The organism is Microbacterium aurantiacum (assembly GCF_021654035.1).
Classification (GTDB): domain Bacteria; phylum Actinomycetota; class Actinomycetes; order Actinomycetales; family Microbacteriaceae; genus Microbacterium; species Microbacterium aurantiacum.
In genome coordinates this window covers 383,929-407,849 of record NZ_JAJPDW010000002.1, presented here as the reverse complement: position 1 = coordinate 407,849, position 23,921 = coordinate 383,929, and the positions used below count along the sequence as shown (strand labels likewise).

Sequence of the window (23,921 nt, the reverse complement as noted above, 5' to 3'; positions counted from 1 at the left end):
CTTCCGCCCTCGATCAGAGGACGCGCACCGTGCAGGTCGCACCCGGAATGCGTGCGAGCTTCGCGTCCATGGTGATCAGATCCGCCCCGACCCGCTCCGCGAGGGCGACGTAGGCCGCGTCATACGCCGTGGCGTTCAGTGCGAGTTCGGCGATGCGTGCGAGGAGCGGAGCGACCGAGTGTTCGTCGACGTCCGCAGCCCGCAGCGCCGCCACGGCGTGGATGAACTGCTCCGTCGTGATCGCCCCGGCGAGTCGTCGCCCGCGAAGGGCGCTCGCCACCTCGACGAGGAAGTGCGCCGGCACGATCCAGACGACGTCATCGGCGAGCGCGTCGAGCGCGCGGAGATTCCTCGGCGACGAAGGGTCCAGCGCCTCCGCCATAACGGAGGCGTCGACGATGACGGTCACGCGGCGCTGTCCCGATCCCGACGAATCAGCTCGGTCGCGCTTTCACCCCGCCCATCACCCGGCGCAGCCGGCCGGACGTCGGTGAGCCAGCGTCGACGCCGGGCGTTTCGGGCCTCCTGCTCGAGCACGCCGAGAAGGTACTGCTGCAGGGAAACGCCCTGTGTGCGCGCTGCCTCGATCAGCGCTTCGCGAACCGCGTCGGGCACGTGGCGGACCTGAAGAGCAACCATGCATGCATTTTCGCATGCATCCGCCTGCTCGGCAACCGGCCTCACGCTGGGCCCGAGGTCAGCGGGCAGCGGCGCTTGCGCGTGCGCGTGCGCGGTGGGTGCGGTCGTGGCGGATGCGGGCGACCACGGTCGCGACGACGATGAGGACCACCGCGACGATCGCGGCGACACCGGTCGCGGGCGAGTAGGGCTCGTCGGTGAACCGCGCGACGGCGACCCACGCGACACCCCAGCTGAGCGACAGGGCCGGCGCGATGCGGCCACCGCCCCAGAAGGCGAGCGCGATGCCGATGATCGCTGCGACACCGAGCACGAGCGAGGACCAGAACTCCGGCGCGATGCCGAAGCCGTCGAAGCCGGTCGCGACGAGGATGGCGGTCGCGTTCGCGGCGGTGGCGATGATGACCCACCCGAGGTAGAGGCCGATGGCGCCGTCGGCGACGACGATCTCGACCTTGTTCTTCGGGGTGGTGCGGCGGAGGATCACGAAGATGCGGCAGAGGACCGCCAGCAGCGCGGCGATGACCGGAAGGCTCAGCCACAGGAGGTCGGCCTGGACGACACCGATCCAGATGGCGTTGAGGATGAGGGATGCCGCCACCCACCAGCCGATGCGCGCCTGCCGCGCATCGTTCCGCTGCGCGGGGAGCGCCTGCCAGATCGCGTAGGCGAGCATGCCCGTGTAGATGACGCTCCAGATCCGGAATGCGCCGGTACCGGGCGCGATGAGCGTCGAGTCGGAGTTCAGGAACCCGCCCGCCGCCTCCTGGATGGGCGTCCCGAAGAACGCGCCCGACCCGATGAAGGCGGCGACGATCGCGAGGACGGAGCTCACGAGGATGATGATCTGCTGCGCGATCCCCCGCGAGGGGAGGGTGCTGTCGCGGCGGTCGGCGCGCGTCTTCGCTGTCGTGGACACGGGTGGCTCCTCTGGGTCGATCAGCTCGGGCGAGCGGCGCCGTCGGGCGCGGTGGGCGAGAGTCTCTCCTATCTCTTCCTACTCGCAAGGCCGGACGGCTGCAGGGGGTTGCGCGCAGCTTGACCCTGTGGTGGGAACACGGTGTTCCCTGGAGTCATGAGCGCTGACCGATCCCCCTCCGCCGAGCCGATCCCCACCGAGCCCTCCCTCGTCGAGGACGTGCTGCTGCTGCTGTTCCAACCGGATTCCGGAACCATCGCCGGGGAGAACATCCTCTACTACGTCCTCGGCGGCGCCGCCGTCGCCGACCTCGCCCTGACCGGGGCCGTCGACGTCGACGACACGCGACTGTTCGCTCGGCCCGTCTCGACGACGGCGGACGAGCGACCGGCGGACGAGCTTCTCGCCCCGGTCTGGGACGACCTGCAGAAGAAGCCCCGCGACGTGCAGACGGTGCTCGCGGCGGTCGGGCCGAACCTGCGCGAACCGACCCTCGAGCGCCTGGTCGCGCGCGGCGAGCTGCGGGCCGAGACCCGCAGAACCCTCGGCGTCTTCTCCTCGACGCACTACACGCTCGGCGGAGATCGTCGCGCCCGGCTCCTCGATGCGGTGCGCGCGGCACTCGTCGACGGCGCCAACCCCGACGCCCGCACGGCGGCGCTCGCCGGACTCCTCTCCGCCAGCGACACCCTCCCCTGGTTCGATCGCGAGATCCCGTGGACCTCGGCCGTGTACACCCGGGGGAAGGCGTTCGAGCAGGGCGACTGGGGCGCCGCCGCCGCGGCATCCGCCGTCGCCCGTACGGTGATCGCCGGTGTCGCGAGCTCCCTCGTCATCGCGGGGGTCATCTCGAGTCGGCCGTGAGGCGCCGGCAGGTCCGGTCAGGTGCCGCAGTACGTGACGTACGGTCCGAAGGCGTCGGGAGCGGGCTCGGCGTAGCGCTCGAGACCGAGGCGTTCGGTGAACGGCGAGCGGACGGCATCCGTCAGTCGGTGGAGCAGCGTCAGATCGCCGGTGTCGGATGCCGCGGCGAGCGCCTCCTCGACGAGGTGGTTGCGGGGGATGTAGAGCGGGTTGACGCGGTCCATCGCCTCCGGATCGGGGGCGAGGGCGAGCCAGCGCGCGAGCCAGAGGTCGAGGGGGCCGGCGTCGGCGACGAGGGAGCGGAGCGGCTTGGCGTCACCGCGGGCGGCCGTCGCGAGGTGGCGGAAGAAGAGCGTGTAGTCCGCGCGCGAGACGGCGAGGAGGTCGAAGAGGTCGGACACGAGCGCCGGCACGGCGTCCTCGTCGCGACGCGCATCGGGGGCGCCGATGCCGAGCTTCTCGCGGATGCCGGCCGACCACGCCTCGTTGTACGCGGGGCGGTAGGCGTCGAGGGCGTCCTGCGCGACCGAGATGGCGGCATCCGTGTCGTCCGCGAGGAGTGGGAGGAGGGCCTCGGCGAGGCGGGCGAGGTTCCACTCGCCGATGCCGGGCTGATTGCCGTAGGCGTAACGGCCTTGACGGTCGATGGAGCTGAAGACCGCGCCGGGGTCGAAGGCGTCCAGGAACGCGCAGGGGCCGTAGTCGATCGTCTCGCCCGAGAGCGTCATGTTGTCGGTGTTCATCACGCCGTGGACGAAGCCGACGAGCATCCACCGCGCGATGAGGTCGGCCTGGCGGGCGATGACAACGTCGAGGAGCGCGCGGGCGCGGTCGGTCGGGGTGGCGGCGGCTGTCTCGGGGTCGATGCCGGGGTCGTGGCGCTCGATCGCGTGGTCGACGAGGCGTTCGAGCACGTCGCGGTCGCCGGTCGCGTTCGCGAACACGACGCTGCCGACGCGGAGATGGCTGGAGGCGGTGCGGACGAGGACGGCGCCGGGGAGGATCTGCTCGCGGACGACATCCCGGCCGGTCGCGACGACCGCGAGCGCGCGCGTTGTCGGGATGCCGAGCGCGTGCATCGCCTCGCTGACGACGTATTCGCGGAGCATCGGCCCGACCGCGGCGTACCCGTCGCCGCCGCGGGCGAAGGGCGTCGGTCCGGAGCCCTTCAGGTGGAGGTCGTGGGTCGCGCCGTCGCGCGCGGTGAGCTCGCCGAGGAGGAGGGCGCGCCCGTCACCGAGCCGGGGGTTGTAGCCGCCGAACTGGTGCCCGGCGTAGGCCTGCGCGACCGGCTGCGCGCCGTCGGGCAGGGCGGTGCCGGTGAGGAACGCCAGGCCCGCCGGGGTGCGGAGGAATGCCGGATCGAGGCCGAGCTCGGTCGCGAGCGCATCGTCGAGGACGAGGAGCGCCGGCGCCGGCGGTGCATCTGCCCGCCACGCGACCGCCATCTCCGGCACCGCGTCGGCGAACCGGTGCGTGAGCGTCGCGGGCGCGGTCCGGGCGGTCGGGGTCATCCCTCGAGCGTACGTCGCGCTCCCTTCCCGTTGAGGAGGGGAGCAGCACCGCGCGTTCACCTGGAGGTCACCGGATGGGTCGGGTCGATACGTAGGGTCGCCGCGTCGGCCTCCGTGACCGAGTGAGGTTCGGCACCACTCCCCCACTCGAACCGGAAGGTGTTCCACTTGCCTGCGCTCGATACTCGACGCTCTTCGCTGCCCTCATCCCGACGCCGTCGCACGGGCGCGGCTCTCCTCGCCACCATCGTCGCCGTCTCGGCGGTGGGGGTCGGCACACTCGCACCGCCCCCTGCCCTCGCCGCCTCCGCCGTCGACCTCGACCTGAGCGGCGGCGACTCGACGCTCCTGACGTCGTCGTCGCAGACCCTCGCCCCTGGCCTGGAGCTCACCGACTTCCGTCGCCTCCAGCCGGCCGGCTGGGTCACCGGGCACGTCATGCGCGCCGATCTGACGACCCCGACACTGTCGCTCGATGTCCTGGATGCCGGATCCGTCACGGGCGGCGCCACCCTCAGCGATCAGATCGCGGGCACCGGCGCCGTCGCCGCTGTCAACGGCGACTACTTCGACATGAACAACTCCACCGCCCCCGTCGGCACGAACATCTCCCCCTCTCAGGGAGTGCGCACCCTCGCACCCGATACGCGTCCGGCGTTCACGATCGCCGACGGGCTCGCCGCCGTGCAGGCACTCACCTCCGCCGCGACCGTGACGATCGACGGCACGACTCACGACGTCACCGGGGTGAACAGCCCGACCATCGGAACCGGCGGCATCGGCTGGTACACCCCGGCCTGGGGCACCCACACCCTCGCCCGACCGCTCGGCGCCCCCGCCACCGTGGTCACCCCGATGACGAAGGTCACCGTCGCGGACGGCGTGGTCACCGAAGTCAGCACCGATCCGGCCTCGGTGGACGGCGACGCCGCGATCGCCGAGGGCACCGGTGTGCTCATCGGCCGGGAAGCCGGTGCCGCCACCCTCGCGATGCTCGAGGTCGGCGACACCGTCGACGTCACCGTGTCGGCATCCGCGGATGTCGACCTCGCCGTCAGCGGATCGCAGCGCCTCATCATCGACGGTGAGCAGACCGACGCCGACCAGGTCGAGGCATCGCGCACCGCCATCGGCGTCAACCGCGACGGCACGGAGATCACGGTCGTCACGATCGACGGCCGCGCGGGCGACAGCCGCGGCATGACCCTCCGCGAGCTCGGCGACCTCATGCTCGACCTGAACGTGCACAACGCCGTCAACCTCGACGGCGGCGGCTCCACGATGCTCGCCGTCCGCGAGCCGGGCGAGACCGACGCATCGATCCACAACCGGCCGTCCGATGGGAGCGAGCGCGTCGTCGCGAACAGCCTCGCGTTCTTCTCAACCGCCGAGACGGGTGTCGTCTCCGACGTCCGCGTCGCTCCCGCACTCGATGTGACGGACGCCGATGCGGTCTTCCCCGGACTGCAGCGCACCGTCTCCGGCACCGGGGTCGACGACAACCTCACCGGGGTCGCCGTCGCGGGCTCGTTCTCCGCGTCGACGGATGCCGCCGTGCGCGTGGCGTCGTCGACCGAGGCCTCGGCGCAGCTGGAAGGCCTCACGCCCGGCACGGCGACCGTCTCGTTCACCGCCGAGGGGAAGACCGCCAGCACTCAGCTCCGCGTCCTCGGGGAGCTCGAGCGGATCCGCCCGAGCGCGACCGTGGTCGCTCTGTCCGAGCCCGGCCAGACGGCGACCGTGCGGCTGACCGGCCTCGACGCCGACGGCTTCAGCGCCCCGATCGAGACCGGTGACGTCACCGTGGAGCACGGCGCCGACGTCACCGTCGAGGCGACCGGGCTCGGTGAGTTCACCGTCGCGCCCGTCGTTGACAGCGGATCGGCGACGGTGACCTTCACCGCCGGTGGACGCAGCGTCGATGTCGCCGTGACCGTGGGCTACCGCACCATCGGGATCGCCGACTTCGCCGATGCCGCCGAGTGGACCGCCGGTGTCGCGCGCGCGACGGGCACTCTCACCCCCGCGACGGGACCCGAGGGGCAGCCGGCACTGACGATGTCGTACGACTTCACCACCTCCACCGGCACCCGCGGGTACTACGCGATCGTCCCGGGTGAGGCCGCCACCGGCGGGCGCGTCCTCGAGGGACAGCCGCAGGCGCTGACGCTCTGGATGCACGGCGACGGGTCAGGCGCCTGGCCACGGCTGCAGCTCAAGACCGGCGTGGGCACCACCATCAACCTCGACGGACCGATGGTGGACTGGACCGGATGGCGCCAGGCCCGCTTCAACGTTCCCGCCGGCACCGCGTACCCGTTGACCTTCCAGCGCGTGCGCATGATGGAGACGCGCCCGGCGGCGAGCTACCAGGGCGAGATCACGATCGCCTCGCTCGAGTCGGTGGTCGCCCCCGACGTCGACCAGCCCGTCGCAGCCCGCGTGTTCGACCCGGCGATCGTCGCCGACGGCTCGGTCGACGACCGGGCGCAGCGCATCGCCGTGATGAGCGACGCGCAGTTCGTCGCCCGCAACCCCGACAGCGACCTCGTCCAGGCCACGCGCGACACGCTGCGCGAGATCGTCGCGGCCGAGCCCGACTACCTCGTCATCAACGGCGACCTCGTGGACGAGGCATCCGTCGCCGACTTCGAGCTGGCCGCACGCATCCTGGACGAAGAGGTCGGCGACCGGATCCCCTACGTCTACGTGCCGGGGAACCACGAGATCATGGGCGGCGCGATCTCGAACTTCATCGACGCGTTCGGCGATCCGTACCGGTCGATGGACCTCGGCGGAACCCGCATGATCACCCTCAACAGTGCAGCCGGCTCGTTCCGGGCGTCGGGGCTGGACCAGCTGCGCTTCCTCGAGGAGCGCCTGGATGACGCCGCCGCCGACCCGACGGTCACCGGGGTGCTCGTGTTCTCGCACCACCCGGTCGACGATCCGCTGCCGACCAAGGCCAGCCAGCTGTCGGACCGGACGGAGGCGGCGCAGTTCGTCGAGACGCTGACGAGCTTCCGCGCCGAGACGGGGAAGTCGGCCGCGATGGTCAACGGTCACGTCGGGGTCTTCGACGCCACCAGCTACGACGGCGTCAGCCGCATCCTCGGCGGCAACGCCGGCAAGGGCCCCTCGGGCACTCCGGATGCCGGCGGCTTCACCGGCTGGACCATGCTGGGCGTCAACCCCGGCTCGGGCGTCGTCGGGTCGTCGCCGGAGGTGGTCGCGGACCGGATCCGATGGATGCAGGCCGAGACCAAGCCGCGGGTCGAGTCCGTGACGCTGCAGGCTCCGTCCGTCATGGAGGTCGGCGAGACGGCGGCCGTGTCGGCGTCCCTCATGCAGGATGGCGCACGCGTCGTCCCGGTCACCTGGCCGGTGTCGGCAGAGTGGGGCGGCGAGGGCGTGGACGTGGTCGGCGCCTCGGGCGTCGACGCGACCGCACGCGGTCTGACCTCCGGACTCGAAGCGGCGGCCGCCGGCGCACTGCGCGTGAACCCGGCGACGGGCGAGGTCACGGCCGTCGCCCCAGGTGAGGCATCGCTGTCGGTGACGGTGAACGGCGTCACCGAGACCGTCGCGGTGTCGGTCGTCGGGGAGGAGCCGGGCGAGCCCGAAGAGCCCGGCGAGGGGTCGGGCGAAGAGCCCGGCGAGGGTGAGAACCCCACACCCGCCCCGACCCCGACGCCCACGCCGACGGACTCCGCCTCGCCCGCACCCGCGCCCGGAAACGGTGGCACCGATGTCGGCGACACCGGTGGCGATGGCGCGGCGGTGGGTTCGTCCTCCGACGACCCGCTCGCCGTGACCGGCGCGGATCTCGCCCATGCTCTGCGGGCGGTGTTCCTGGCGCTGGTGCTCCTCGCCGGGGGCGTCGGCGCCCGTCTCTGGTACGTGCGTCGCATCCGCGCCACCCGCAGCGCGGTCTGAGTCCGGATCCACGAGAGCCCCTGGCGCCCCTTCGGCGTCGGGGGCTCTCCCCGTCCCGCCCATGCACACACGTGCGGACGCACGGCAAGCCCCTCGCCCACCAGCCGAGAGGGGTGTTCGGTAGGAGCAGCATCCACCACCCCGGAGGTCTCCATGAACGACGACCGTCAGCACGAGAACGACCACAACGACGCGGCATCCGCCGGCTCGGAATCGCCCGAAGAGGGCCAGGCGGCGATGGCGGATGCCGAAGACGCCGTCGCGGACGATGACGCGAACGGCGACAGCCGCTAGCGTGTGAGCAGTCGCCCGCGAACGGCGGGCGCGACCCCATGGGAGCTCGCATGAACCGTCCCCTCGGCGTCACCCTCGTCGCCATCGTCGCGTGGCTGAACGGCTTCTTCCAGACCATCGGCGCGATCTTCGTCGTCATCGGCGGACTGCTCATCACGCCGGTCGCGCTCATCGGCTGGCTGAGCCTCGCGATCGGCATCATCACACTGGTCGTCGGTGTGGGCCTCTGGAAGGGCAACCCCACCGCCCGCACCGTCGCGATCATCGTGTTCTCGATCACGATCATCCTGGGGATCGTGAGCCTCTTCTCGGGCGAAGGATTCTGGTCGGTGCTCGCGGGATCGTTCCTGTCGATCGTCGGCCTCATCCTGCTGTCGACCCAGAACGCGCGGCGCTACTTCGCGCGCTGATGGACTGGAGCACGCGCGAACTCGCCGACCTCGCCGGCACGACCGTCAACACCGTCCGGCACTACCACCGCCTCGGTCTGCTCGCCGAGCCGGACCGGCAGCACAACGGCTACAAGCAGTACCGCACCGAGCACCTCGTCGCACTCCTGCGCATCCGTCGCCTCGTCGACCTCGGCGTCCCGCTGGCGCAGGTCGGCGATGTCGGCGCCGACAGCCTGACCGCGGCGGAGGCCCTGGCGGAGGTGGATGCCGACCTTCAGGCGAAGATCGAACGCCTCCAGGAAGCCCGCGCCGCCATCGCCACGATCCTCGAGACGGACGCACCCGCCGACACCCCGGCGGGCTTCGAGGCCGTGGGGTCGCGCCTGTCGAGCGCGGACTCCTCGATGATCCACCTCTACACGCGCCTCTACGACGAGGAGTCCCTCACCGACCTCCGTGAGATCGTCGCGCACGACGACGACCCCGTCACCCTCGAGATCGATCGACTGCCGGCGGATGCCGACGAGCAGACCCGCCGGGACCTCGCCGAGCGCCTGGCGCCGAGCCTCGCCCAGAACCTCCGCGACTACCCCTGGCTGCTCGATCCGGGAGACCGCCTCACGCGGGGCGAACAGGCCACGCGCGACACGGTCGTCGACGCGATGCGCGAGGTGTACAACCCCGCGCAGCTCGAAGTGCTGGCGCGCGCGAGCATCCTGGCGCACAGACTCGCCGCAGAGGACTGACTTCGACTCAGCCGCTCCCGGCGCGCAGGAACCCCTCAGTGGACACCGTGTTCTCAGAACACAGTCAAGTCATAGGCTCGGAAGATGGTCGCCACACTCGTCATCGTCGACATCCAGAACGACTACTTCCCCGGTTACGCCTTCCCCCTTGTCGGGGCGGACGACGCCGCCGCACGCGCGGGCGAGCTCCTCGCCGGGTGGCGCGATCGCGGTGCTCCGGTCGTGCACGTCCGGCACGTGTGGGAAGGACCGGATGCCGCCTTCATGCGGCCCGACACCGCCGGCTCCGAGATCCATCCGCTCGTCGCCCCGCGCGGCGAGGAGACCGTCATCATCAAGGAGCATCCGAACGCCTTCCGCGACACCCCGCTCGACGGCATCCTGACGCGGCTCGACACCCGCGAGCTCGTCGTCTGCGGCATGATGTCCAGCCTCTGCGTCGATGCGACCGTCCGCGCCGCCGCCGACCTCGGGTACGTCGTCACCGTCGCGCACGACGCGTGCGCCGCACCCGATCTCACCTTCGAGGGCGAAACAGTGCCGGGTCGTCAGGTGCATGCGGCGTTCATGGCCGCTCTCGCCGACAGCTACGCCACGATGACCCCCGTGCGCGAGCTCGTCGCCTAGTCGGGCGGTCGGCGGGCGGTCGCCGTGTCAAGAACGCGGGACGAATCGACCTTTTCGGCCTCCCCCGCCCCTCAGGACGCCCGAATTTCCCCGCGTTTTCACGCGGAATCAGTCGCGGAGCTTCGCGATGGCCTCGAGGGCGGCATCCGTTCCGCGATCGTGCGGCATCCGCGCGGCGACCTCCGCGACCGCGGCGGCGTATCGCGGGGCCGCGGCGAGCGCGTCCGCGAGCCGGTCGGCGGTCAGCCGGCGCGCGGGGATCGCCGCGGGACCGAGAGCCCGACGGCGCAGCACGGCACCCCAGAACGGCTGATCGGCGATGAACGGGACCACGATCGACACGGTCCCCGCGCGGAGCGCCGCCTGCACCGTGCCGATCCCGCCGTGATGGATCGCCGCGACCGCGCGCGGGAGCACGAGGTCGTGCGGCACGGTGTCGACGACGAGAAGATCGTCGCCCCGCAGGTCGTCGGCGACGGCAAGCCCTCCGAGTCCCGTCGCGATGAGGAGGCGATGGCCGGCACGGCGCGCGGCCTCCACGACGATCTGCCCCCGCTTCCGAGGGTCGCCGGCGGCCATCGAGCCGAATCCCGCGTAGACGAACGGCCCCGCTTCGGCGAAGTCGGCGATCTCCGCGGGGAGGTGAACGGATGCCGCGGCCGCGTCGCGCCAGGGCCCCGTGAGGTGGATCGAGGTGGGCCAGTCGACCGGGCGCGGGAGGAGGGCGGGGCTGATCGGGAGCAGCGTCGCCGCCGGCGGGGTCGCGTGCCGCGGCATCCGGATCCCGAGGACTCCCGTCGCCTCCTGCAGGTCGCGACGGAAGAGCGCAGCGGCGCCGGACGCAGCACGGTAGGTGAGCCGATTGAGCGGGCCGAGGTCGGCACTGACGGTGCCGGCGGCCGCGAACGCGCGCGTCGCCGTGACGGCGGGGACCATCTCGACCAGCACGTGCGGGATGCCGAGCGCCTCGCCGATCAGCGGCGCCGAGAGCACCTTGGGGTGGGCGACGACGACGTCGGGTCGGAAGTCCCGGGCGATGCGGGCGGGCTCGACGATCACCTTCCGCATCGCGGGCTTCACCGCGCGACGATAGTTCGCGATCGCGGCGCGGATCGACACCCCCTGAGCCTGGATGAGGTGCGAGTAGTCGACGCCGAGACTCGCGACGTCGACACCGTCGGCCGCCACGCCGGAGTTGTCGGGCGCGACGACGCGCACCGTGTGCCCGGCGCGTTGCGCGGCCCGGGCCAGAGCGACGAACGGCTCGACATCGCCGCGGGATCCCGCCGTCACCAGCAGCATCCTCATCGCGCGCCCTCCAGCCTGTCGTCCACCATGAACCCTCGAGTGAAGACCTCGGCGAGGGGCCCCGCGATCCGGCGGATCCCGGCATCCGTTCCCTCCGCCCACTCGTCCAAACGGCGCCGCCACGCGAACGGCGCGAGGGCCAGGACGACCAGGGCAACGGCCTGGCCGTTGCGATCCTCGGCGGGTCGGATGCCGCTGCCGGCGTCGTCGATCGCGGCGCGCGCGAGGGCGACGAGGCGCGCGAACAGCCGCCGCGCACTGTCGGTGTCGTCGTCGAGGGTCGCCGCGAGGTAGGGCCCGTACGTGTCGATGACGGCGTCGAGCGACTCACGGTCGCCGGCCAGTTTCGCGCTGATCGCCGACTCGACGCGCGCATCGCATTCCTCACGCAGCGCGGCCTTCGAGCCGAAGTGGTGCGTCAGCAGAGCCGCACTCACGCCCGCCGCCGCAGCAATCTGCCGCACGGACGCCGACGCGTACCCCGCGGTGGTGAAGCACGCGAACGCGGCGTCGACGATCCGGGCGCGCGCCGTGCGGTCGGCGAGCGGGTCTGTGGAAGCTACTGTACGCATGTACAGCATCCTGTACGACCGTACAGAGCCGCGCAAGCGCGGGCGCATGCGGTGACCGGACGTTCACGTCAAACGCCGGGGACGAATCAACGTTTCCACCCCCGGAAGCGCCCCGACACGCCCGAATCTCCCCACGCTTTCACGCGGAGTCGGTCAGCTGAGCTTCGCGACGATCGCGGAGATGCGGCGCGCGCGGGTCTCCGGCGCTTTCGCGCCCTCGACGTTCGTGACGTGCGCCTTCCTCGCGCTCGGCGCCAGGGCGTCGAAAGCCGCGGCGACGCCCGCTTCGGCGAGCGCGGCGGCGAGGTCGTCCGGAACCTCGACGGTCCGCGGGGCAGTATCGAGCTCCAGGTCCACGACGATCGGGTCGCCGCCGGCGAGTCCCGTCGCGGCGCGCTTGTCGGACGAGAACGGCAGGAGGTGCCGACCGCCCATCACCGCGAGGGTGCTCCGATAGGTGAACCCGTTGACGGTGACCGTCACCGCGGCCCGCTTGCCGCCGCCGAGCGCCTCCACGATCTCGGACGGCACCACGATGCCGGTGTTGTTGCCCATCTGCGACAGCGTCGTCTCGAACCGCATGCGGCGAGTGTGCCAGAGCCGCGACATCCCGTCGAGGGCGCCGTCGACGCGTCGAGAACGCGGGACGAACGCGCACGGACCAGGCCCGCGCGGCCACCAAGGCTCCGGATCTCCCGCGTTCTCGACGTCGCCGGCGCGAACTGGGGTGACGGACACCGAACCGCTGAGACCGGCGGATGCCGCGCCCGCGGTCAGCGCACGCGGATGGCGCCCGGCTGCAGGGTGACCTCGAACTCGCCGGTCTTGCCGATGCCCTCACCGTCGATCTCGAACTCGCGCGGGTCGGGCAGGGTCACCCGGATGCGGCGGGCCCGGCCGTGGGTGACGGCGTCCGAGTTCGTCGCTTCGTCCTTGTTGCCGATCAGACGCCCGAGACCGTTGTCCCACACCATGGTCTTCAGCGTCCCGAGCCATTCGCCGAGCCCCTCGGCGCTGAGCAGCAGGTAGTCGAGCTCGCCGTCGGAGGGATCGGCATCCGGCATGAGGGTGAGACCGCCCTGCAGGGTGCCGCAGTTGGCGATCAGGAGCGTGTGCCCCTCCTCGTCGCGACCGGGGAGGTCGTCGGCGGCGAGGTGGAACGGGACGATGTCGCTCGCGGTCAGCGCACGCCCGAGCGACTCGACGTACGCCAGCCACCCGGCCCGGGCCTTGAGGTCCTCGTTCGTCTCGGCGATCATGTGCGCGTCGATGCCGAAGCCGATCATCACGACAAACGCGTGCCGCTCCCGCCCGTTCTCCAGGTCGACGTCGACCCAGCCCACGTCGACCGGCAGCGCGTCGCCCGAAAGGGCCCGCTCGACCGCGGCGGGCACGTCGTTGATCGGGACGCCGAGGTTCCGGGCGAGGAGGTTCCCGGTGCCGAGGGGAACGATGCCGAGGTCGGCGTCCGCCTTCGCATCGGCGAGCGCCTCGGCCACAGCGCGCACCGTCCCATCACCGCCGGCGACGAGGATGAGGTCGGCTCCGGCGGCCAGCGCCTGGGTGGTGGCACCCTGACCGGGGTCGTCGACGGTGGTCTCGAACCAGGACACCTCGGCGTCACCGACGGTGCCCGCCTTCTCCTGCACCTCCGCCAGGGCGTCGGCGAGGACGTCCTTCTCGGTCTTGGACGGGTTCCACACGACGGCGATGCGCGCACTCATGGGACCATCATGCACGCCCGACGGCGGAGAGAGAGGGGGATGCGCCTCGCTCACGGAGTGAGTACGGTCACTCCGGCGTTCTGCAGCTCCTCCGCCAGCTCCTCGCTGGGCTCCTCATCGGTGACGAGGTAGTCGGCACGTTCGAGATCGTCGTGTTCGCCCTGATCTTCGGCTGGATCGCGGTGTTCATCCGCTTCCTCGTCAGCGCCCGCAGCTGACCGGTCAGGACGTCGGCATCGGCGTGGTGACGACGTCGACCGACCCGAACGGGAAGGGGAAGACGTAGGTTCCCTGGCCGTCGATCCCGTACAGCGGCAGCACCCAGAACCAGACCTGCGCGACGACGACCGCCACCGCGGCGACGATGACGATCGTCCGTGCCGTCCGGCGGAGCGTGCGGATCGCGTCGACATCGTTCGGCGACCGCCGCAGCACCCGGCGGATCGCCCACAGGACGGCACCGATGAAGAAGAGGAAGACGAGTGGACTCGGCGCGAGGGTCATCTGCGTGCACACCGGCTCGAGATCGGTGGCCGTGCCGTTCCCGTCCACCATGCGGCCCGACGCATCACGGCCGGGCGAGCACCCGGCCTTCGACGCCACGGTGAGCACCGAGGAGAGGATCGATGCCAGGAAGGCCGTCCACAGCAGCGTCCGGATCTGCGCGATCACGGGTGCGCCGCTGACGAGCGGCGTCGTCGAGAGGGTGTCGTCCGCGCGGGTCATCGGTCGCTCCGTCCGGCCGTCAGGGGGTAGACGGCGAGTTCGCCGGCGGATGCCGTGACCCGGAGGTCGGCACCCCGGGGAGCGATCGCGGCGGCGTACAGCCCGGCGTCGGATGCGAGCTCGAGGACGGGACCGTCGAGGATCACCCGCACGGTCCCGGCGGCGGGGACCGTCGACGTCGCATCTCCGATGCGGACCACGACGGCATCCGGGATCCGGGTCACGGAGACGATGACCTCCGCGGCGGAGACGACGGTGAGTTCCCCGTCCGCGCGGTCCCAGACGATGTCGGCGGCGAGTCCGTCCACCGCGCCGTCGGCGGCGAGCGGTCCGCGGTGCGCGTCGACATCCGGGTGCGGCGTCGCGATGAGGGCGCCGTCGGGGCGCCCGTCCGGGACCGAGAGCCGGAAGGGGACGCTGTGCGCGCCCGCCCAGCCGGCCGCTTCGTCGGAGATGCCGCGGATCCAGAACACCAGGCACGGCATCCCCTCCGCGTCGATGAAGAGCGACGGGGCGTAGTAGCCCTCGCCGTAGGTGAGGCGCCCCCAGGATCCCGCCGCGAAGCGACCGTCGGCGTAGGTGCCGGTGGCGTACCCGGCGTAGTGCAGGACGTCGTCGTCCCACACCGAAGAGACCATGACCTCGACGCCGTCGATGGTGACGAACTGCGGGCACTCCCACAGCGCCCCCATCCAGACCGGGTCGGTCTCGTCGCGCGAGCGCTCGAGCGTCACGCCGTCGTAGGTCCAGGTGCGGAGGTCGGGAGACGTCCACGAGAGGGCCATCGCGATGCCCTCGCGGTGCTCACCCCCGAGGAACATGCGCCACCCCTCGCCCTCGCGGCGCACCACGGGGTCGCGGAACGAGGTCAGGTCGACACCGGGGGGCGCCTCGACGACGACCTCACCCTTCCGCCAGTGCGTCCAGCCCTCGTCGAGGGGGTACGCCGCGCGCACGCGCCCGATCGCGAAGTTCGGCTCGGACGTCGCGGTGTAGAACGCGACGGTGTCGGCGGGGTCCTCCGTCATGACGATGCAGCCGGTCCAGATTCCGCCGTCGCCGTCGCCCGGAGCGAGGGCGATCGGCCCCTCGGCGAGCGACAGCAGGTCGGGCCCGCTCGCGTGACCCCAGTGGCAGCCCGGCGCCCACGCGGTGCTGCCGGGCACGTACTGGTAGAACGCCTCGTACCGCCCGTTCCGGAACGTGATGCCGTGCGGGTCGTTGATCCAGCCGGTGCTCGCGGTGAAGTGCAGGGTGGGGCGCATCAGACCATCCTCCGGGCCGCCGGGCGTTCGCGCCAGCCGCCGTCCCGGTCAAACGCCGGGGAGATTTCGACACTTTCCGCTCCTGAACCGGCTCTTGGTGTCGATTTCCCCGCGTTCTTCACGCGGTCTCGGGGTAGTCGTCCGCGCAGCGCCGACCTAGCGTGGGTGGATGAGCGTCCGCATCGTGCACCCCGTCACCAAGATCGGCGTCGTTCTGGGCGTCGGCATCGCCGCCACGCTCAGCGCCCCCCTGATCCCAGGCGAGCGAGGGCTCCGGCGATCTGCCCCATCACGGGACCGGGGACGTCGAACAGCACGGCGGCGAGAGGACTCCGCAGCGTCCAATCCGTGCGGCTGCGGATGCGCGCCGCCAACTCCGGGTCGGCGTCGCGCAGCGTGTCGATGACCGCGCGGTAGGCGGCTGCGGAATCGGCCACGACCCGCACGGGCGTGCCGAGGTTCCACCCTCCTTCGGGACCGGATGCCGGAGCCCCGGCGTTCGCCACAACCCACGTGTGCTGACCGGACCCGATGTCCTCGCCGTGCAGGCCGGGTACATCGAGCTCGGCGCGGGAATGCGCCGGAACCTCGAGCGAGACCTCGATGCCCGCGTCCGTCCTCCTCCATCCGGCCGCGACCCTGCCCGCGACGGTGTCGATGCGCGCGGAGGCGTGGTCGATACCGGGCAGGAAGACCGGTGCGAACCTGATCCGGCGGTACCCGGGTTCGGTCGAGGCGACGCCGACCAGCCGTCGGTAGAACCAGTCCACCACCGCGCCGAGGGCGTAGTGGTTGAAGGAAGTCATCTCTCCGGGGTTGATCGATCCGTCCTCGAGCATCGAGTCCCACCGCTCCCACACCGTGGTGGCTCCCATCGTCACGGGGTGCAACCACGAGGGCGACTCCTCCTGCAGCAGCAGACGGGCAGCCGCGTCGAGGTGTCCGGCATCCGTCAACGCGTCGAGGATGAGCGGGGTGCCGACGAATCCCGTCGCGATGTGGAACGCTTCGCGCCGGGTGACCTCGGCCAATCGATCGCCCAGGGCTGTGCGCAGCGCGGGCTCATCGACGATTCCGAACGTCAGCGCGAGCGCGTACGCCGTGGGCGCGTCGGACATCATCCTTCCCGCCGCGGTGACGAACGTCCGGAGGAACCCCTCGCGCGTTCGCTCGGCCGCCGCGGCGTATCGGGTCTCATCGTCGACGAGCCCGAGCTCGCGTGCCGCCCGCGCGGTGAGCTGCGCGGAGCGGAAGAGGTAGGCGGTAGCCACGATTGCGGCGTCGACCTTGGATGCGCCGGGCTGGTCGGGCGGCGCCGAGGGATCCAACCAGTCCCCCAGCTGCGAGTCGCCCTGCCACACACCATCGGGTCCTGCCGCCGCGATCAGGCGATCGGTCCAGGCGCGCATGCTGTCGTACTGCCCGGCGATGACCGCTCGGTCGCCGAAGCGGTCCGCGAGGACGGAGGGGACGATCGTCGCAGCGTCTCCCCACGCCGCGGTCGGCCCGACGGGGAATCGGAGGGCGTCCGGCACCGTGAAGGGAACCACACCACCCAGGGCGTTCTGCGCGATCTCGAGGTCGCGCAACCAGCTCCCCAGCATCGCGTCGCAGTCGAACAGCGTCGCGGCCGTCGGCGCGAACACCTGCGCGTCACCGGTCCAGCCCATGCGCTCGTCCCGCTGAGGGCAGTCGGTCGGGATGGAGAGGAAGTTGCCGCTCATGCTCCACACGACGTTCTCGTGCAGGCGGTTCAGCAGCGCGTGCGAGCTGTCGAACCAGGCCGTGCGCACCATGTCCGTACGGAGCACCACGGCGGTGATCGCGGCGGGATCGACCTCTCCGGGCCACCCGTCCACCTGCGCGTAGCGGAATCCGTGGAACGTCCCGCTCGGCTCGAAGACCTCGTCCGCGCCCCCGCCCGCGAGGATCAGCCGATCCGTCGCGGCGGCGCGGCGGAGGGGGCGGATGCCGAGCTCGCCGTCCTCGAGCACCTCCGCGTGCCGCAACACGACCTCGGTGCCCTCCGGCCCCGCGACGCGCACCCGCAGGCGTCCGACGAGGTTCTGTCCGAAGTCCAGCAGCACCGCCCCCGACGGCGAGCGCAACACCTGTTGCACCGCGATCTCGTCGACGCGGCGCACCGGCTCCGCCGCCCGCATCTCCGGGACGACATCGTGCGCGACGACGGCGGCAGGAGCCCACGCATCGGGACGGCGCCGGTGGTCGATCGTCTCCCCGGCGTAGATACCGGATGCCGTGACTTCACCGCCGGCGGACGCCTCCCACCCGGCATCGGTGACGATGATCTCTTCGGATCCGTCGGCGTAGTGCACATGCAGCTGCAGCGCCGCGGCCGGCTGCTCGCCGTAGATGCGCGTGCCCTCACCGCCGAACCCGTACTCCTCGGTGTACCAGGCTCCGGTCAGCGCGATGCGGATCTCGTGCGCGCCGGCGGTGAGCAGCGCCGTGACGTCGACGGCGTCGTGCAGAATGCGCTCTCCATACGTCGTCCATCCCGGCGAGAGCACGGTGTCGTCGATGTCGCGTCCGTCGATCGAGACCGAGAGGGCGCCGAGCGCGGTGGCGTAGAGGGTCGCGTGCGCAACCGGGGCGCCGACCTCGATCGTCCGGCGCAGGAGCGCCGGCTGCGCCGGACGCTCGGGGGCGGCGAGGCCGATGAACTGCGCCCGCCATTCCCCGGGCGCGAGGGCCCCGAGGCGAACCTCGTGGGGCGCGCTCCAGTCGGACCACTCTCCGACGGTGTCCGAGACGCGAACCTCCACACGATGCACGCACCGCGGCATGAGCGGCGGGAAGGGCCAGGCGACGAACGCGTGATCGGAACCCTCGAGGCGCGCGGTCGCCTTTCCGTCGAGGCGGATCTCCGCAGCCCCCTGCTCCCAGCCGGGCTGATCCGCGGCATCGACGATCCAGCTCAGCCGCGGCTCGGCGACCGCCACGAACGGACTGTCGCGCCGATACTCGGCCCGCAGCGCTGCCACGCGCGCGCTCACGAGCGCACACTCCCGCCGCGCGCGCTCCATCCGATCGGGAAGAGCGGGTCCTCCGTGTCCGAGGGGACGTCGGGGCTGCTGCATCGGACGGCGTCCATGCTGCGCGGAAGCTCGAACGGCAGGCGTCCGACCGGCTCGACCTCGCCCGTCAGCGCCGCGATCACCGCGGCGTCTCCGGCACCGAAGTCGCCGACCAGAGCGGCGACCGTGTCGGCGAGAGGGGTGAGGATCGCGGGGCGACTGAGCGTGACCACGAGCACCACCGGCATCCGCTCGGCGAGCGCGCGGATGCCGTCGACGACGGTGGTGTCGAACGCGAGCGACCCCTGCTCCATCGAACTCTCGAGGAAGTAGGTGTCACGGGGCTCGAAAGGCGCGCCCACACGAACCACGGCGATCTCCGCGTCCTCGGGAGCAACGACCTGCCATCCCGCCGGGGCAGCGGCCGGCGCGAGGTCGCGCAGGTGCACGCGGAGCTCCGGACCGAGGGGCAGGATCCCCTCGCGCTCGGCGAGGACCGTCATGGCCTGCGACTGCGCGCGGATCCCGAGCGCGATGTGCTCGGGGGAAGCGACGAACCCATCCGCACCCCCGGCAGCCGCATCGCCTTCCGCCTTCGCGCGCCCGTCGCCATCCGGCTCATCCAGCAAACCGAGTTGCAGCTGGAGGCGCACCAGTCGCGTCGCCGACGCGTCGACGCGGGCCGTGTCGATCTCGCCGCGATCGATCAGTTCCAAGACCAGAGCCGGGTCGTTCTCCCCGCCGAGCTGGTCGACGCCGGCGTCGAAGAGGCGCCGAACGCGCTCGATCGGCGACAGGTGCTCCACTCCCCACGCCCGCGCGGGGAACGGCTTGCCGAATACGGTCGCGTCGGTGACGAGACCGAAGTCGCTGAGCACGACGCCGTCGAAGCCGAGCCGCTCACGCAGAAGCCCGGTGATCAGCTGACGGTTGAAGGCGAAGCCGACCTCTTCGATCCGCTCTCCATGCAGGTCCAGTCCGACCGGCATGCCGTAGTAGGGCATGATCGCGGCCGTTCCCGCCTCGATCGCGGCACGGAAGGGAACGAGGTGATCCTCGAACCGACCGCCGGGATACACCTGCTCGCGGCCATACACGAAGTGCGGATCCTCGCCGTCCTTCTGCGGCCCACCGCCGGGGAAGTGCTTCGTCGTCGCGGCGATGCTCTCCGGTCCGAGATGCGCCCCCTGCAGCCCCTCGAGGTACGCGCGGACCAGACGGGCGCTGTGCTCGGGGTCGGCCCCGAAACTCTGCGCCTGGCGCGCCCAACGCGGCTCCGTGGCGAGGTCGATCTGCGGGTGCAGCGCCATCCGGATACCGAGGGCCCGATAGTCGGCACGCACGACCTCGCCGAAGCGTCGGACGAGGTCTTCGTCGCCGATCGCGCCCAGCCCGATGGGTTCCGGCCATTGCGAGACGCCGTCGGCCCGGTGACTCGCGCCGTCGTTCTGGACGAACGAGTGACGCGGGTCGGTGGAGAAGACGATCGGCAATCGCGACCCGGTCGACCGGGCGAGTGCCTGGAGATCGTCGAGCGCCTCGCGGACATGCGCCACCGGGGGAATCGCGCCGAGGCAGAAGTAACGGATGCCGCGCTCGACGATCAGCTCGCGCAGCGAGGGTCCGAGGGGTGACGGCTGGTCGACCTCGACGGGCGAGCCCACGAAGATCATGGGGTGGAACAGCAGTCCGACGCGCTCCGCCACGGTCATCCGCTCGACGATCGTGCGTGCGCGCACGTCGATGTCGGTCGATGATGAGATGGCGGGGCTCAGTGTGGTGCCGGTCATGCGGCGTTCTCCGTCTGGGGTCGGGTGCGGGCGAACTCGGCGCGGCGCTCGGCCTGCGCGCGGGGATCCGCCACGGGTGAAGCCAGCAGCAGGCGCTGGGTGTAGGGATGGGCCGGGGCGGTCGTGACCTGCGCCGCCGGACCGTGTTCGACGATCTCTCCTCGGTACATCACCGAAACGCGGTGGCTCATGACCCGGACGACGTTGAGATCGTGCGAGACGAAGAGATACGCCACACCCGTCCGTTGCTGCACCTCCTTCAGCAGGTCCAGCACGCGCGCCTGGGTCGTCAGGTCGAGTGCGGAGACGGGCTCGTCGCACACGATGAGTGCCGGTTCGAGCGCCAGAGCGCGAGCGATCGCCACGCGCTGGCGCTGTCCGCCGCTGAACTCACGGGGGAGCCGTCGCACCGAATCCGACGGCATCCCGACGAGATCGAGCAGCTCCGCGATCCGCGCCGTGGCGTCGCGGCCGGCCATCCCCTGCGCGCGCAGCGGCTCGGCGAGCGTGTCTCCCACGGTCAGGGAGGGGCTGAGCGAGGAATACGGGTCCTGGAAGATGACCTGGATGTCGCTCGAGAGCGCGCGCCGCTCCCTTCTCCCGAGGTGCGCGATGTCGCGATCGCGGTAGCGGATGACGCCGGCGGTCACGGGCGCGAGGCCGAGGATGGCGCGGCCGAGCGTGCTCTTTCCCGAGCCGGACTCGCCGACCAGTCCCACCGTCTCGCCCGGCCGGATATCCAGGCTCACCCCCGCGAGCGCGCGGAAGGAGCGTGACCGGAGGCCACGGGCGACATAGGTGACCTCGAGATCCTCGATCTCGAGCAGCGACGAGGACGCGGTCATCGCGACACCTCCGAGGTGGTCAGGTCCTCGCGCGGCGGGGCATCGTCGAGGAGGGCGCCGAAGAGAGCCCGGGTGTACGGGTGACGAGGCTCGTCGAAGACCGCCAGGACCGGCCCCGTCTCGACGATCGTCCCGGTGCGCATGACCGAGACGCGGTCGGCGAGGTCGGCGACGACGCCGAAGTTGTGGGTGACGAGGAGCATCGCCGCCCCGGTCTCGCGTTGTGCATGGCGCAGGAGTTCCAAGATCTCGGCCTGCACCGTCACATCCAGCGCCGTCGTGGGCTCATCGGCGATGATGAGCGAAGGCTCGCACGCGATCGCACCGGCGATGAGCACTCGCTGCGCCATCCCCCCGGATATCTCGTGCGGATAGGCCCGGAAAGTCCGCGCGGGGTCGGGGATCCCGACCTTGCGCAGCAGCTCCAGGGCACGCGCCTTCGCCTCGCCACGAGGAAGTCCGAGAACGACCCGCATCGGCTCGACGAGCTGATGCCCCACGGTGTACGAGGGGTCGAGGTTGCTCAACGGCTCTTGCGGCACATACCCGATGCGGTGTCCGCGCAGGCCGGCGAGCGTCGCCGCGTCCGCACCGGCCAGCTGGGTGTCCTCGAACACGATGCTGCCCGAGACCACGGTGCCGCCCTGCGGGAGGAGGCCCAGGATCGACCATGCGGTCTGGGTCTTGCCCGACCCAGACTCTCCGATCAGGGCGTGCACCTCGCCGGGGCGGATGCGCAGCGAGATCGCGTCCACCACCGTCTTCCACCCGCCCTCCACCGGGTAGGCGACGGAGAGGTCGCTGACGTCGAGTAGCGGCGCCGACGCGGTGTCCGGGCTCTCGGCGTGCACGATCGGCGGTTCCGGTCGCGCATCCGGTTCGACCCAGCCCGCGGATGCGCGGCGGACCTTGTCGCCCGCGAGTTCGAGCTCGTCCCGCAGCGCCGTGCCGAACAGGGTGAAGGCGATGCAGGTCAGCGCGATCGCCACGGTCGGCCAGATGAGCAGGGTCGGCGCGCGGAAGATGTTGTAGAAGCCCTCGGAGAGCATTCCTCCCCAGGTCGGCAGCGACGGATCCCCGAGACCGAGGAAGTCGAGGGTGGCCTGGATGCCGATGCCGACTGCGAAGACACCCGACGTCAGCAGGATGGCAGGGGCGCGCACCGCGGTGAGCACATGGCGCCCGATAATGCGCCAGTCACTCAGACCCGCGACCCGCGCGGCATCGATGTACAGCTCTTCGCGCACGGCGCGGACGGCGTTGAAGACGACGCGGTAGTAGGAGGGCGCGACGATGACGCCGAAGATCGCCATGATGGTCCACATCGACGGGCCGATGACCGCGCGCGCAGCGAGGAGCACGACGATCCCGGGCAGCGCGAGCAGGAGACCCGCCGCCCACGCGATGATCGAGTCGGCCCACCCGCCGCGGTATCCGGCGATGAGACCGGCGGGGATGCCGAGCAGGGCAGCGACGACGACGGTGATCGTCGCGCCCGCAAGGCTGACCGAGGTGGCCACGACCAGTCGAGACAGGACGTCGCGGCCCGCACTGTCGCCACCGAGGAGGTATTCCGTACCCGGCGGGAGGAACACGTTTGCGAGCACCGACTTCGTCGGGTCGAACGGAACCAGGAAGGGCCCGATCGCGGCCACGAGGAGGACGAGGAGCAGGAAGCTCGCCGCGATGACGCCCAGCGGATTGCGCAGCATCCGGGCGGCGATCGAACCGCGCGGCGCCGGCGGGGTGGGGATGGAAGTGGTGGTCATCAGCTGAGCCGCACTTTCGGATTGAGCCAGGCCTGCGCGAGGTCGACGGCGAGGTTGACGAGCACGACGATCACAGCGGTGACCAGGATGACGCCCATGATGAGCGGAACGTCACCCCGCGATGTCGCCGAGATCGCGGACTGCCCGAGGCCGGGGAGGGAGAACACCTGCTCGACGACGACAGCGCCGCCGAAGATGATGACGAACTGCAGGCCGAGCATGCTGAGGGCGGGCCCTGCGGCGTTGCGCAGGACGTGGCGATAGACCACGCGCCGGTCCGGGAGCCCACGGGCGCGGAGCGTTCGGACGTAGTCCAGACGCAGCGCGTCGATCATCGAGCCGCGTACCTGCTGGGCGACGGCGGCGATCGCCCCGACCGACAGCGCGATGACCGGGAGGGTGATGGTGGCGAGCCACCCCAGCACCGATGCCTCGGGCCGGACGTAGCCGGTGGCCGGGAACCACCCGAGGTTCAGCGCGAAGATCACGACCAGGATCAGCGCGAGGAGGAATCCGGGGATCGAAGCCCCGACGACGGAGAGGATCTGCACCGAGCGATCGGCCGCTCCTCGGCGCCCGGCGGCGAGCGCACCGATGACGATGGCGACGATCGCGGAGAGCACCACCGCACCGATGGTGAGCGACAGGGTGACCGGCAAACGCCCGACGACGGCATCCGCCACCGGCTCGCCGGTGAACCAGGAGCGACCGAAGTCGCCGGTCAGCGCGGATCCGGCCCAGTCGGCGAACTGCACCGCGATCGGCCGGTCGAGTCCGAGCTCGGCCTCCTTGCGAGCGACGATCTCCAGTGATGCGGTCTGACCGACGATGTTGCGCGCGGTGTCGCGCGCACCGAGGTAGAGGAGGAAGAAGGCGGCGACGGCGAGCGTCACGACCGTGACTGCTCCCTCGAGGAGCCTGCGCAGAATGTACGGGATCATGGGTGTCTTCCG

21 protein-coding genes are annotated in these 23,921 nt (G+C 71.3%); 6 read left to right on the top strand and 15 right to left on the bottom strand.

The window, feature by feature from the left end; all coding sequences use genetic code 11:
• Window positions 1-13: 13 nt before the first annotated feature.
• From LTL01_RS07375 to LTL01_RS07365, 3 genes are read right to left on the bottom strand one after another with little or no spacing between them, the layout of a single operon-like run.
• A complete protein-coding gene (locus LTL01_RS07375; RefSeq protein ID WP_082334507.1) occupies window positions 14-409 on the bottom strand; it encodes a type II toxin-antitoxin system VapC family toxin in 396 nt (131 codons plus the stop codon).
• On the bottom strand, window positions 406-639 hold the full coding sequence (locus LTL01_RS07370) for a hypothetical protein (RefSeq protein ID WP_053546331.1): 234 nt from the start codon (window positions 637-639) through the stop codon (window positions 406-408). Before LTL01_RS07370 ends, LTL01_RS07375 begins: the two co-directional genes overlap by 4 nt.
• 58 nt (window positions 640-697) lie before the next feature.
• Window positions 698-1,558: a TspO-related membrane protein gene (locus LTL01_RS07365; RefSeq protein ID WP_236968018.1), complete on the bottom strand. Its 861-nt coding sequence runs from the start codon at window positions 1,556-1,558 to the stop codon at window positions 698-700.
• Between the two features lie 156 nt (window positions 1,559-1,714).
• Here LTL01_RS07365 and LTL01_RS07360 point away from each other — a divergent pair, with 156 nt between their 5' ends.
• Window positions 1,715-2,422: a GOLPH3/VPS74 family protein gene (locus tag LTL01_RS07360; RefSeq protein ID WP_236968017.1), complete on the top strand. Its 708-nt coding sequence runs from the start codon at window positions 1,715-1,717 to the stop codon at window positions 2,420-2,422.
• Between the two features lie 17 nt (window positions 2,423-2,439).
• Here the strand turns inward: LTL01_RS07360 and LTL01_RS07355 are convergent, their stop codons facing one another.
• A complete protein-coding gene (locus LTL01_RS07355) occupies window positions 2,440-3,936 on the bottom strand; it encodes a protein adenylyltransferase SelO (RefSeq protein WP_236968016.1) in 1,497 nt (498 codons plus the stop codon).
• Window positions 3,937-4,104: 168 nt separating this feature from the next.
• Here LTL01_RS07355 and LTL01_RS07350 point away from each other — a divergent pair, with 168 nt between their 5' ends.
• The 5 genes from LTL01_RS07350 (at window position 4,105) to LTL01_RS07330 (ending at window position 9,931) form a co-directional block, all read left to right on the top strand.
• A complete protein-coding gene (locus LTL01_RS07350) occupies window positions 4,105-7,872 on the top strand; it encodes a phosphodiester glycosidase family protein (RefSeq protein ID WP_236968015.1) in 3,768 nt (1,255 codons plus the stop codon).
• 153 nt (window positions 7,873-8,025) lie between these two features.
• Window positions 8,026-8,166 (top strand): hypothetical protein, encoded by a 141-nt coding sequence (locus LTL01_RS07345; protein WP_236968014.1) that lies wholly within the window; start codon window positions 8,026-8,028, stop codon window positions 8,164-8,166.
• 50 nt (window positions 8,167-8,216) lie between these two features.
• Window positions 8,217-8,576: a hypothetical protein gene (locus tag LTL01_RS07340; protein ID WP_236968013.1), complete on the top strand. Its 360-nt coding sequence runs from the start codon at window positions 8,217-8,219 to the stop codon at window positions 8,574-8,576.
• Complete coding sequence (locus LTL01_RS07335) at window positions 8,576-9,304, top strand: helix-turn-helix domain-containing protein (RefSeq protein ID WP_236968012.1); 729 nt, start codon at window positions 8,576-8,578, stop codon at window positions 9,302-9,304. Before LTL01_RS07340 ends, LTL01_RS07335 begins: the two co-directional genes overlap by 1 nt.
• Window positions 9,305-9,388: 84 nt before the next feature.
• Complete coding sequence (locus LTL01_RS07330) at window positions 9,389-9,931, top strand: cysteine hydrolase family protein (protein WP_236968011.1); 543 nt, start codon at window positions 9,389-9,391, stop codon at window positions 9,929-9,931.
• 108 nt (window positions 9,932-10,039) lie between these two features.
• Here the strand turns inward: LTL01_RS07330 and LTL01_RS07325 are convergent, their stop codons facing one another.
• The 11 genes from LTL01_RS07325 to LTL01_RS07275 all read right to left on the bottom strand — a co-directional run bounded on the left by LTL01_RS07325 (window position 10,040) and on the right by LTL01_RS07275 (window position 23,909).
• A complete protein-coding gene (locus LTL01_RS07325) occupies window positions 10,040-11,233 on the bottom strand; it encodes a glycosyltransferase (RefSeq protein WP_272877882.1) in 1,194 nt (397 codons plus the stop codon).
• 2 nt (window positions 11,234-11,235) lie between these two features.
• Entirely contained in the window at window positions 11,236-11,811 is a 576-nt protein-coding gene (locus tag LTL01_RS07320; RefSeq protein ID WP_236968009.1) for a TetR/AcrR family transcriptional regulator, read from the bottom strand.
• A gap of 153 nt (window positions 11,812-11,964) precedes the next feature.
• Complete coding sequence (locus LTL01_RS07315; RefSeq protein WP_236968008.1) at window positions 11,965-12,393, bottom strand: YdeI/OmpD-associated family protein; 429 nt, start codon at window positions 12,391-12,393, stop codon at window positions 11,965-11,967.
• A gap of 191 nt (window positions 12,394-12,584) precedes the next feature.
• Window positions 12,585-13,535 (bottom strand): diacylglycerol/lipid kinase family protein, encoded by a 951-nt coding sequence (locus LTL01_RS07310; RefSeq protein ID WP_236968007.1) that lies wholly within the window; start codon window positions 13,533-13,535, stop codon window positions 12,585-12,587.
• A 222-nt stretch (window positions 13,536-13,757) separates the two neighbouring features.
• Complete coding sequence (locus LTL01_RS07305) at window positions 13,758-14,261, bottom strand: hypothetical protein (RefSeq protein ID WP_236968006.1); 504 nt, start codon at window positions 14,259-14,261, stop codon at window positions 13,758-13,760.
• Window positions 14,258-15,526, bottom strand: coding sequence for a glycoside hydrolase family 32 protein (locus tag LTL01_RS07300; RefSeq protein ID WP_236968005.1), 1,269 nt, complete (start codon window positions 15,524-15,526; stop codon window positions 14,258-14,260). Before LTL01_RS07300 ends, LTL01_RS07305 begins: the two co-directional genes overlap by 4 nt.
• Before the next feature lie 239 nt (window positions 15,527-15,765).
• The gene (locus LTL01_RS07295) at window positions 15,766-18,543 is read right to left on the bottom strand and encodes an alpha-L-rhamnosidase (protein ID WP_236968004.1); all 2,778 of its coding nucleotides are present in this window, start codon (window positions 18,541-18,543) and stop codon (window positions 15,766-15,768) included.
• Window positions 18,540-20,354, bottom strand: a complete 1,815-nt coding sequence (locus tag LTL01_RS07290) for a glycoside hydrolase family 3 protein (protein ID WP_236968003.1) — start codon at window positions 20,352-20,354, stop codon at window positions 18,540-18,542. Before LTL01_RS07290 ends, LTL01_RS07295 begins: the two co-directional genes overlap by 4 nt.
• Window positions 20,351-21,199 carry an ATP-binding cassette domain-containing protein gene (locus tag LTL01_RS07285; protein ID WP_236968002.1) on the bottom strand — a complete coding sequence of 283 codons (849 nt, stop codon included), beginning with the start codon at window positions 21,197-21,199 and terminating at the stop codon, window positions 20,351-20,353. Before LTL01_RS07285 ends, LTL01_RS07290 begins: the two co-directional genes overlap by 4 nt.
• Complete coding sequence (locus LTL01_RS07280) at window positions 21,196-22,968, bottom strand: dipeptide/oligopeptide/nickel ABC transporter permease/ATP-binding protein (RefSeq protein ID WP_236968001.1); 1,773 nt, start codon at window positions 22,966-22,968, stop codon at window positions 21,196-21,198. Before LTL01_RS07280 ends, LTL01_RS07285 begins: the two co-directional genes overlap by 4 nt.
• A complete protein-coding gene (locus tag LTL01_RS07275) occupies window positions 22,968-23,909 on the bottom strand; it encodes an ABC transporter permease (protein ID WP_236968000.1) in 942 nt (313 codons plus the stop codon). Before LTL01_RS07275 ends, LTL01_RS07280 begins: the two co-directional genes overlap by 1 nt.
• Window positions 23,910-23,921: the final 12 nt, after the last annotated feature.

Excerpts from the sequence above, each read along its gene's own strand:
- LTL01_RS07340 (WP_236968013.1), top strand. The coding sequence starts at position 8,217 with ATGAACCGTCCCCTCGGCGTCACCCTCGTCGCCATCGTCGCGTGGCTG.
- LTL01_RS07305 (WP_236968006.1), bottom strand. The coding sequence starts at position 14,261 with ATGACCCGCGCGGACGACACCCTCTCGACGACGCCGCTCGTCAGCGGC.
- LTL01_RS07275 (WP_236968000.1), bottom strand. The coding sequence starts at position 23,909 with ATGATCCCGTACATTCTGCGCAGGCTCCTCGAGGGAGCAGTCACGGTC.
- LTL01_RS07355 (WP_236968016.1), bottom strand. The coding sequence starts at position 3,936 with ATGACCCCGACCGCCCGGACCGCGCCCGCGACGCTCACGCACCGGTTC.
- LTL01_RS07285 (WP_236968002.1), bottom strand. The coding sequence starts at position 21,199 with ATGACCGCGTCCTCGTCGCTGCTCGAGATCGAGGATCTCGAGGTCACC.
- LTL01_RS07300 (WP_236968005.1), bottom strand. The coding sequence starts at position 15,526 with ATGCGCCCCACCCTGCACTTCACCGCGAGCACCGGCTGGATCAACGAC.
- LTL01_RS07290 (WP_236968003.1), bottom strand. The coding sequence starts at position 20,354 with ATGACCGGCACCACACTGAGCCCCGCCATCTCATCATCGACCGACATC.
- LTL01_RS07335 (WP_236968012.1), top strand. The coding sequence starts at position 8,576 with ATGGACTGGAGCACGCGCGAACTCGCCGACCTCGCCGGCACGACCGTC.
- LTL01_RS07320 (WP_236968009.1), bottom strand. The coding sequence starts at position 11,811 with ATGCGTACAGTAGCTTCCACAGACCCGCTCGCCGACCGCACGGCGCGC.
- LTL01_RS07310 (WP_236968007.1), bottom strand. The coding sequence starts at position 13,535 with ATGAGTGCGCGCATCGCCGTCGTGTGGAACCCGTCCAAGACCGAGAAG.
- LTL01_RS07360 (WP_236968017.1), top strand. The coding sequence starts at position 1,715 with ATGAGCGCTGACCGATCCCCCTCCGCCGAGCCGATCCCCACCGAGCCC.
- LTL01_RS07370 (WP_053546331.1), bottom strand. The coding sequence starts at position 639 with ATGGTTGCTCTTCAGGTCCGCCACGTGCCCGACGCGGTTCGCGAAGCG.
- LTL01_RS07325 (WP_272877882.1), bottom strand. The coding sequence starts at position 11,233 with ATGCTGCTGGTGACGGCGGGATCCCGCGGCGATGTCGAGCCGTTCGTC.
- LTL01_RS07315 (WP_236968008.1), bottom strand. The coding sequence starts at position 12,393 with ATGCGGTTCGAGACGACGCTGTCGCAGATGGGCAACAACACCGGCATC.
- LTL01_RS07280 (WP_236968001.1), bottom strand. The coding sequence starts at position 22,968 with ATGACCACCACTTCCATCCCCACCCCGCCGGCGCCGCGCGGTTCGATC.
- LTL01_RS07330 (WP_236968011.1), top strand. The coding sequence starts at position 9,389 with ATGGTCGCCACACTCGTCATCGTCGACATCCAGAACGACTACTTCCCC.
- LTL01_RS07345 (WP_236968014.1), top strand. The coding sequence starts at position 8,026 with ATGAACGACGACCGTCAGCACGAGAACGACCACAACGACGCGGCATCC.